Genomic DNA, 8,200 nt, shown 5'->3' on the forward strand with positions numbered 1-8,200 from the left:
TGGCTCTTTCTTAACGTACAAACATCCGCACCAGTTTCTCTTTCCAGCCGGTGTATGGCTGATACCGCATGGGCAGATCCATCCAGGTGGATTTCTTCACAATGCTCTTCTCATGGCTGAACAGATCAAAGCTTTTCTTTCCATGATAAGAACCCATACCGCTGTTGCCAACGCCTCCAAAGCCCATCTCGGAAGTTGCCAGATGAATGATGGTATCATTGATGCAGCCGCCTCCATAAGAGGTCTCCGTCAGTACCTGTTGTTCGGTCCGCTTGTCTTCTGTAAATACATAGAGTGCCAGAGGTTTCGGTCGTTCCTGCACAAACCGAATGGCTTCCTCTATATCCTTTACCGGTATGACCGGTAAAACCGGGCCAAAGATCTCTTCCTGCATAACTGGATCCTCCGCTGTCACATCAGCAAGCACGGTCGGTGCAATGCGGAGTGCATCCTCCTGGACCTGACCACCTGCCACCAGTTTCATCGGATCGATGAGTCCACGAACCCGGTCAAAATGCTTCTGATTGATCATCTTTCCATAATCCGGGTTTTCTAAGGGATGCTCGCCAAACATCCTTCTGATCTCTTCCTTGATACAGGTCAGAAGCTTCTCTTTCACCGACTTTTCCACCAGCACATAGTCCGGTGCCACGCAGGTCTGTCCACAGTTCAAATATTTTCCAAATACCAGCCGTCTGGCAGTCAGCGGAATGTTCGCGGTATGATCCACGATGCAGGGACTCTTTCCTCCCAGCTCCAGCGTCACCGGAGTCAGGTGGGCACTTGCCTTCTCCATGACCAATTTTCCCACATTCACACCACCGGTGAAGAAAATATAGTCAAATTTCTGATTCAGAAGATCTTCATTTTCTTTCCTGCCGCCTTCTATTACCGTCACATAGTCTGAAGAAAATGCTTCCCGGATCAGCTTCGCCATCACAGCTGAAGTCGCCGGTGAATAGGCAGACGGCTTCAGCACACAGCAGTTGCCCGCTGCCAGTGCTCCGATCAATGGCTCCAGCGTCAGGAGCATCGGGTAATTCCACGGAGACATAATGAGCACCACCCCATATGGCTCCTGCACCGTAAAGCTTGCTGCATGGAACTGTGCCAGCGGGGTGTGTACCCGTCTGTTCCTGCTCCAGCTCTTCACATGACGTCTCACATACCGAAGCTCTGATAAAGTCAGCCCCACTTCACACATATAGGATTCTGCTCTTGATTTTCCAAGATCGGATCGTAATGCCTGGTAAAGCTCCTGCTCATATGTTAAGATGGACTGCTCCAAACGATTGAGCGCGTCGATCCGCGCCGACAGGGCGCGAGTCTTTCCTTCCATATAATAGGTACGCTGGGCTTCCACTATTTCTTTACTTTTTCCACAGCTGCCTGCGGATCCATCTCTCATTTCCACATCTCTCAACATGTTTTCCCCCTCACTGCCAGATAAATCTTCTCCAGTTCCTTCCGATCCATCAGCACCGGCACCGGATACAACGGATTAGCCTCCTTGTCCGCATGCTTCGCCATAATCGGAATATCCTTCTTACAGATCTCAGGAAAATATCTGGGAATTCCCATGGAGTCGTTCATCTTCTGGATCCAGTCGATAAAACACTGCGTAGCTTTTGCATCATCCATCTCCGGCTTCGCCACACCCGTATTTCTGGCAAGCGTTCCCAGCTTTTTCTCGCAGTCCGGACCATAGATTCTAAGAACGATAGGCAGAATCACCGCATTGGCAAGACCATGGGGAGTCCCGTACTGTCCGCCCAGAGAATGTGCTACCGCATGAATATAACCCACATAGGATTTGGTAAATGCAACCCCCGCACAGTAAGCAGCCCTGAGCATTCCTTTTCTGGCTTCCTTATTGTGTCCATTGTCATAAGCATTTTTCAGATGCTCATGGATCAGACATACTGCTTCCTCTGCCATAGATCTGGTCTCTTTTGTAGTGGAGCCGCCAATATATGCCTCTACTGCATGAGTCAGTGCATCCATACCGGTAGTAGCTGTAATATTAGCCGGAAGTCCTACTGTCTCATGATAGTCGAGCACCGCATAGCGCGGGATCAGTACAAAATCATTAATCGGATATTTATAATGTTGTTCACTGTCAGTGATAACCGCAGCCAGTGTGGTCTCACTTCCAGTTCCTGCTGTAGTTGGAATTGCGATCAGAAGTGGAAGCCTCTTATGTACTTTGAGCAGACCTTTCATCTGCTGAATGCTCTGGTGGGGCTTTACGATCCTGGCACCTGCGGCCTTGGCACAATCCATGGAGGATCCGCCGCCAAATGCAATGATTGCCTGGGCTCCTTCTGTCAGATACAGCTCTCTGGCCTCCTCCACATTCCAGATAGTGGGATTGGCCACAGTTCTGTCATAGATACAATAAGAAATATTGTTTTCCGTCAGGGTCTTCTCCAGAAATGAAGTAAGCCCCAGTCTGCGGATTCCCTCATCCGTCACGATCATTACTTTCGTGATCTTCTTTTTGCGGCATACCTCCGGGATACCTACCACAGACGGAATGATCTTCGGATTCCGGTACGGCAGGAGCGGCAGTGCCATCTTAAATACCATCTGAAAGCTTCGACAGTAGATTCTTCTTAATACAAACATAAATATTTTGCCTCTCAAACTAATTTTTTATCTATCTTGACGCAAAATATTCAAAAAATCAAGTGGTGTTCTGCACAAAATCTCAGATTCTCTGTGCACAGATGTCGTTCAAACAACACTTATCGCAGTAAGGCTTTGTTCTGGCAGTGCAGATCTCCCTGCCATGATAGACCAGCCGGTGGCAGAAATCGCTGCCTTCCTCCGGCGGGATCAGCTTCCACAATGCCATCTCCACCTTCTTCGGATCCTTGATGCCGTCCACCAGTCCCATGCGGTTTACCAGACGGATACAGTGAGTATCCGTCACAATGGCAGGCTTATGAAAGACGTCACCCATGATCAGGTTGGCACTCTTTCTGCCCACGCCCGGCAATGCCAGCAGCGCATCAAAATCCTCCGGTACTTTTCCGCCGTATTTTTCCCACAGGATCTTCATGCAGGCACTGATATCTCTGGCCTTACTTTTGCCCAGTCCACAAGGCCTCACAATTTCTTCAATATCATTTACATCTGCTTCTGCCAGGGATCTCACATCCGGATATTTCTTATAAAGTCCTTCCACCACCACGTTCACTCTGGCATCCGTGCACTGGGCTGCCAGCCGCACACTTACCAGCAGCTTCCACGCATCGTCATAATCCAGTGTACAGTCCGCATCTGGATACGCTTTCTTCAATCGGTCGATGATCTGAAGGGCCAGTTCTTTTTTCTCATTTTCTTCCATACTATATAGATTTCCTTTGTGTTTTTCGTATTCGCAACTGTCTCCAAACAGTTTGTCTGCGACCAGTATATCAGCTTACATCCATCCAGACAAGTCAGTCCCCATCCACGATCCGATACCCTACGCCTACTTCTGTAAAAATATACTGAGGCTGTGCCGGGTTATTTTCCATCTTCCGCCGGATATTTGCCATGTTGACCCGCAGGATCCGATTGTCATTCTGCATGTTTGGTCCCCAGATCTCTTTGATAATGAAATCATAGGTCAGCACCTTGCCTGCGTATTTTCCAAGAAGGCTCACGATCTTGTACTCATTCTGAGTCAGATTCACATCCCGGTCTCCCACATAGACCCGGTGCTTGTCATAGTCGATCAGCAGGTCTCCTGCCCGGAACTGCCCGGTCTGCATGCCTTCTGCCGTCAGAACAGTGGCTCTTGCATGGCGGATGGCTGTCCGCACCCGCGCCAGCAGCTCGGAAGTGCCAAAGGGCTTCGTAATATAATCATCTGCACCTGCATCCAGTGCTGCCACCTTATCCTTCTCGTGAGTTCTGGCGGAGACCACCAGAACCGGCATGGATGACCATTGCCGTACATTTTTCAGGATCGTCATTCCATCCATATCAGGAAGTCCCAGATCCAGGATCACCACATCAGGGCACTGGGAAGTGACCATGCTGTAGCCTTCCGCGCCTGTCGTAGCGATCAGAACATCATAATTATTTGCCTCCAGAACTGTTCTGAAAAAATTCCGGATACTTTTATCATCTTCGATCACCAGCACTCTGTCCTTAATATCCATCCGTGTCCTCCTCATTCATGGGCAGCCAGAAAGAGATTCTTGCTCCGCCTTCTGCCCGGTTTTCTGCATGCATACCGCCTTTGTGTGCTTTTACAATACTGTGGCAGACAGACAGGCCGATTCCCATATTCCGCTTTGAATCCGACTCTTCCTCGTCTGACGAGATCTTTCCTTCAAACATGACCGGCAGCACTGACTCCTTAATTCCCTGTCCATCATCCTCCACAGCGATCTCCACCCGCCCCGGCGTGTGTGTCACTATGATCCAGATCTTTGTATATGTCTTCCCATGGAGCACTGCATTTTCCAGAAGATTCACCAGCACCTGTTCGATCAGGACACCGTCCATAGCTACCATAAGAAATTCTTCCGGCATCTTCACTTCCACCGATGCCTCCGGGAAGCGTTTGTTGAACTTGATCACTGCACTGCTGATGATCTCCTCCACCACCTCGTCCTCCGTATTGATCCTGGCATTTTCCCCATTGATCCGGGTTACAGACAGAAGGTTTTCCACGATTCGGATCAACCACTGTGCTTCATCTTTAATATCCTGCACCAGCTCCATCTCCCGTTCCTGTGTCAGAACCTTCTGATTCTCCAGTATTCCTGATGCAGACCCCACAATGGATGTCAACGGTGTACGAATATCATGGGATATGGCCCTCAGCAGGTTAGCTCTGGTCTTTTCCTTCTCCACTTCCAGCCGGATCTGCTCCTGTTTCTTGATCCTGGTAGTCAATGCGCTGACACAGATAGATACTGCCAGCATGGTGAGAAATGTCATGGGATATCCTGTAATTGTAAAATTCAATGCAAAATAAGGATAGGTAAAGATATAATTCACGCCGATCACCGCTGCCATGGAAGCAATGATGCCATACACATAGCCATCCGTCAGCAGAGAGATGAACAGCACCGCCAGTACGAACAGCATGGGCACATGAAAATCCGAATTCGATACCCGATGGAGCAAATAGGAAAGGCCTGATGTAGCTGCCAGGATCGCTGCCGTGATCGCCATATTTCCGATTCTTGTATGCTTCTCTTTCATAATTATGTGCCCCTTTTATTTTCTGTTTTTATCATAGCCCAGGCAGCATCAAGTGTCAATGTGCCAAGGGCGTCTCATACCACAAAAAGGCTGCCCGCTTCAGGCAGCCTTCCCGTACTTTTTCTCTACTGATACAGGGATTTCCCGTATTTGATTTTTCCAAAGATCTTCTGCACCAGGATCACCGGCAGGCTGATCAGAATATATAGGGTAGGGATCCCACCCAATATTCCCATCGTGCCTACCAGAAACATACTGCCAATCTGATTCATGTCATTCCCTCTTTTCTGTCTGTTTTCTTGATTGCAACGAGCATAGCACATTCCCTTTTTCAAATCTACGGCTTTGGCAGCATCTTAACCATGCATTAACTTAGGCTTTTTTCTTCTTAACCGGTTCTTAACCCTGTCATATTTTGCCTTGTCTTGTCATATTTTCCATAAAAATCACAAACATTTTGCACAAAAGACCTATCATTTTTACAAAAAAGATAGTATAATTTATCTATGATTTCAAGTATCAGGAGGGAATAGTATGGCAAAAGAAATGATTGCAATGCTTCTTGCTGGCGGACAGGGCTCACGACTCTATGCTCTGACTCAGAAGCTTGCAAAACCAGCAGTTCCATTCGGCGGAAAATATCGTATCATCGATTTTCCCCTTTCTAACTGCATAAATTCAGGGATTGATACGGTGGGTATTCTGACCCAGTATCAGCCGCTGGTTCTGAATGAATACATCGGCAACGGACAGCCGTGGGATCTGGACCGTCTCTTTGGAGGTGTGCACGTACTGCCGCCTTATCAGAAGGCATCCGGTTCAGACTGGTATAAAGGTACAGCAAATGCAATCTATCAGAACATTTCCTTTATTGAGCGCTACGATCCGGAGTACGTGATCATCCTTTCCGGTGACCAGATCTGCAAGCAGGACTACAGCGATTTTCTGCGTTTCCACAAGGAGAAAAATGCAGAATTCAGTGTAGCCGTTATGGAAGTACCGTGGGAAGATGCATCCCGCTTTGGTCTGATGGTAGCTGATGAAGATGACCGTATCACAGAATTTCAGGAGAAGCCAAAGAATCCGAAGTCCAATCTGGCTTCCATGGGTATCTATATCTTCAACTGGGATATTCTAAAGAAATATCTGGAGGAAGATGAGCAGGACCCGAACTCCGAAAATGACTTTGGAAATAATATTATTCCGAATCTGCTGAAAGATCATCGCCGCATGTATGCTTATCATTTTAACGGATACTGGAAAGATGTAGGAACTATCCCGTCTCTTTGGGAAGCGAATATGGAAGTCCTTGATCCGGAGCACAGCGGTATCAACCTGTTCGATGACGACTGGAAGATCTATAGCCGTAACAGTGGTATGTCCGGTCACAAGATCAGTGCCAATGCTGTGGTAGAAAATTCGATGATTACCGATGGATGCCGTATCAAAGGAACGGTCAAACACTCCGTTCTCTTCTCCGGTGTTCAGGTCGCAGAAGGTGCTGTGGTAGAAGACGCTGTTGTCATGGGCGGTACTGTCATTGAGTCCGGTGCAGTAGTAAAACACTGTATCGTTGCTGAAAATGTAAAAATCGGCGAGAATGCCGTGGTTGGTGCAATGCCAAAAGATGGTGAGCAGTGCGTGGCAACCATCGGATCCGGTGTGACCATCGGTGCAGAGGCTGTCATCGGCCCCAATGCCATGATCAGCGATAACGTAGAAGGCGGTGAAGAAAAATGGTAAATTCCAATACAAGAACTCTGGGAATCATTTTCCCCAACAGCTATGACTATTTCGTGCCGGAACTGGTTGGCCTTCGTCTGATGGCATCCATCCCGTTCGCAAGCCGTTACCGCCTCATTGATTTTACCCTGTCCAGTATGGTGACCAACGGTATCTCCAATGTGGCAGTCGTTGTAAGCAATAACTATCAGTCTCTGATCGACCATCTGGGAAGCGGCCGTTCCTGGGATCTGGTTCGTAAAAATGGCGGCCTGAATATTTTCCCACCAAATGCATACAGTTCTTCCAAGCCATATGTTGGACGAGCTGGCGCACTGGCAAATATTCTGGATTTTCTGAAAAAGCAGAAACAGAAATATGTCCTTCTGGCAAATGCAAATATCGCGTCCAACTTTGATTTCAGAGCAATGGTGGATGCTCATGTTGCAAGCGGCGCAGATGTGACACTTGCTTATCGGGAACAGGAACTTCCAAAGGGCTTTGTGGAAGCTCCAGATGATGCCAAAGGTTACTACTACACCCTCCGCATGGACGAAGACAAACGCATCAATAAGCTCTATGTGAACCCGAAAGACAAAGGTATCCAGAATTTCTATCTGAATATTATGGTCATCAGCCGCGAACTGCTGATCGATCTGGTCAACGAAGCTTCGCTTCTTGGCAAAGAATATCTGGAGCGCGATGTACTCCTTCCGAAGCTGAGCAAGCTGAATGTACAGGGTTACAAATACGACGGCTACACCGCTTGCATCACTGGTCTTAAGAGCTACTTCGATGAGAACATGAAGCTTCTGGATGACTACAATCAGGATGCACTGTTTGGCAAAGCTCCAATCTACACCAAGGTTCGTGACGATACTCCGACCCGCTACATCACTGGCGCAAAGGTAAGCAACATCATGGCTGCTGATGGCTGTATCATCGAGGGTGAGGTAGAAAATTCTATTCTCTTCCGTGGTGTGAAGATTGAGAAAGGCGCCAAAGTCAAGAACTGTATCCTCATGCAGGACACTGTGGTAGAAAAAGGTGCTGATATTGAATACCTGGTAACTGATAAGCAGGTAACGATCACCTCCGGCACTGAGATGAAAGGGACGGACAGCTATCCGGTCTATATCGCCAAATTCAGGACTGTATAGAATACGCTTTTCAAAAATTGTACATAAAAAATGGGGGCTGTAAAAAAACTCCCCTGACAGAAAAATCGCCCAGACCGTGAGGTCTGAGCGATTTTTTGGTATAATTAATT

The 8,200-nt window shown here is 47.8% G+C and carries 8 protein-coding genes; 2 read left to right on the top strand and 6 right to left on the bottom strand.

Features of this window, described 5'->3' with window-relative positions; all coding sequences use genetic code 11:
- Positions 1-10: 10 nt before the first annotated feature.
- The 6 genes from WMO62_RS08315 to WMO62_RS08340 all read right to left on the bottom strand — a co-directional run bounded on the left by WMO62_RS08315 (position 11) and on the right by WMO62_RS08340 (position 5,480).
- Complete coding sequence (locus WMO62_RS08315; RefSeq protein ID WP_349144394.1) at positions 11-1,426, bottom strand: aldehyde dehydrogenase; 1,416 nt, start codon at positions 1,424-1,426, stop codon at positions 11-13.
- Positions 1,420-2,628 (bottom strand): iron-containing alcohol dehydrogenase, encoded by a 1,209-nt coding sequence (locus tag WMO62_RS08320; RefSeq protein ID WP_349144395.1) that lies wholly within the window; start codon positions 2,626-2,628, stop codon positions 1,420-1,422. Before WMO62_RS08320 ends, WMO62_RS08315 begins: the two co-directional genes overlap by 7 nt.
- Before the next feature lie 82 nt (positions 2,629-2,710).
- Complete coding sequence (locus tag WMO62_RS08325; RefSeq protein ID WP_117497018.1) at positions 2,711-3,352, bottom strand: endonuclease III domain-containing protein; 642 nt, start codon at positions 3,350-3,352, stop codon at positions 2,711-2,713.
- A 94-nt stretch (positions 3,353-3,446) separates the two neighbouring features.
- Positions 3,447-4,154: a response regulator gene (locus WMO62_RS08330; protein ID WP_117497020.1), complete on the bottom strand. Its 708-nt coding sequence runs from the start codon at positions 4,152-4,154 to the stop codon at positions 3,447-3,449.
- On the bottom strand, positions 4,144-5,208 hold the full coding sequence (locus WMO62_RS08335) for a sensor histidine kinase (RefSeq protein ID WP_117497022.1): 1,065 nt from the start codon (positions 5,206-5,208) through the stop codon (positions 4,144-4,146). Before WMO62_RS08335 ends, WMO62_RS08330 begins: the two co-directional genes overlap by 11 nt.
- Positions 5,209-5,333: 125 nt before the next feature.
- Positions 5,334-5,480, bottom strand: coding sequence for a hypothetical protein (locus WMO62_RS08340; protein WP_349144396.1), 147 nt, complete (start codon positions 5,478-5,480; stop codon positions 5,334-5,336).
- Between the two features lie 262 nt (positions 5,481-5,742).
- Between WMO62_RS08340 and WMO62_RS08345 the strand changes: the two genes are divergently transcribed.
- Together WMO62_RS08345 and glgD are read left to right on the top strand one after the other, a co-directional pair.
- Positions 5,743-6,951: a glucose-1-phosphate adenylyltransferase gene (locus WMO62_RS08345; protein ID WP_349144397.1), complete on the top strand. Its 1,209-nt coding sequence runs from the start codon at positions 5,743-5,745 to the stop codon at positions 6,949-6,951.
- Positions 6,945-8,090: a glucose-1-phosphate adenylyltransferase subunit GlgD gene (glgD, locus tag WMO62_RS08350; protein WP_349144398.1), complete on the top strand. Its 1,146-nt coding sequence runs from the start codon at positions 6,945-6,947 to the stop codon at positions 8,088-8,090. The genes WMO62_RS08345 and glgD overlap by 7 nt, the downstream gene beginning before the upstream one ends.
- Positions 8,091-8,200 lie beyond the last annotated feature (110 nt).

Origin of the sequence: Hominiventricola aquisgranensis, assembly GCF_040096225.1 — a bacterium.
In the GTDB taxonomy this organism is placed as follows: domain Bacteria; phylum Bacillota; class Clostridia; order Lachnospirales; family Lachnospiraceae; genus Hominiventricola; species Hominiventricola aquisgranensis.